The sequence below is a fragment of the Acinetobacter lwoffii genome (genome assembly GCF_024129715.1).
GTDB classification, from domain to species: domain Bacteria; phylum Pseudomonadota; class Gammaproteobacteria; order Pseudomonadales; family Moraxellaceae; genus Acinetobacter; species Acinetobacter lwoffii_U.
Map to the genome: position 1 here is coordinate 1 of NZ_JAMXXM010000080.1, position 397 is coordinate 397.

The following is a 397-nucleotide window of genomic DNA, read 5'->3' on the forward strand; positions in this document are numbered from 1 at the left end:
ACTAGGGCGTGTCCTCATTTGAAGAATTGGTTTTAAATACTTAAAATCCTCCTTTAAGCTCTTTTCATTTCTATATTTTTTCAATGGCACGTACTCTTCTCACTGATGATATTTGGCAGCAAATTCAAGATACTATGCGATTACATGGTTGTTACTGTTCAAAAAACAGTAGAAATATCATGGAAGCCATCTTATGGAAACTGCGCACAGGCGCCACATGGCGCGATATTCCTCAAGAATTTTGCCCTTGGCAAACTGCTTACAATCGCTTTAATCGCTGGGCAAGTAAGGGATTATGGGATAAATTTTTTTTAGATTACGAGGCGTCTTGGATCAAGAATGGGTATTCATTGACGGAAGCTACATACGCGTGCATCAACATGCAAGTGGAGCTCGG

At 40.1% G+C, this 397-nt stretch carries 1 pseudogene; it reads left to right on the forward strand.

Going from position 1 to position 397, the window contains the following annotated elements:
• Nucleotides 1–83: 83 nt before the first annotated feature.
• Nucleotides 84–397 (forward strand): annotated as a pseudogene (locus NI462_RS14985) (transposase); the annotation flags it as partial.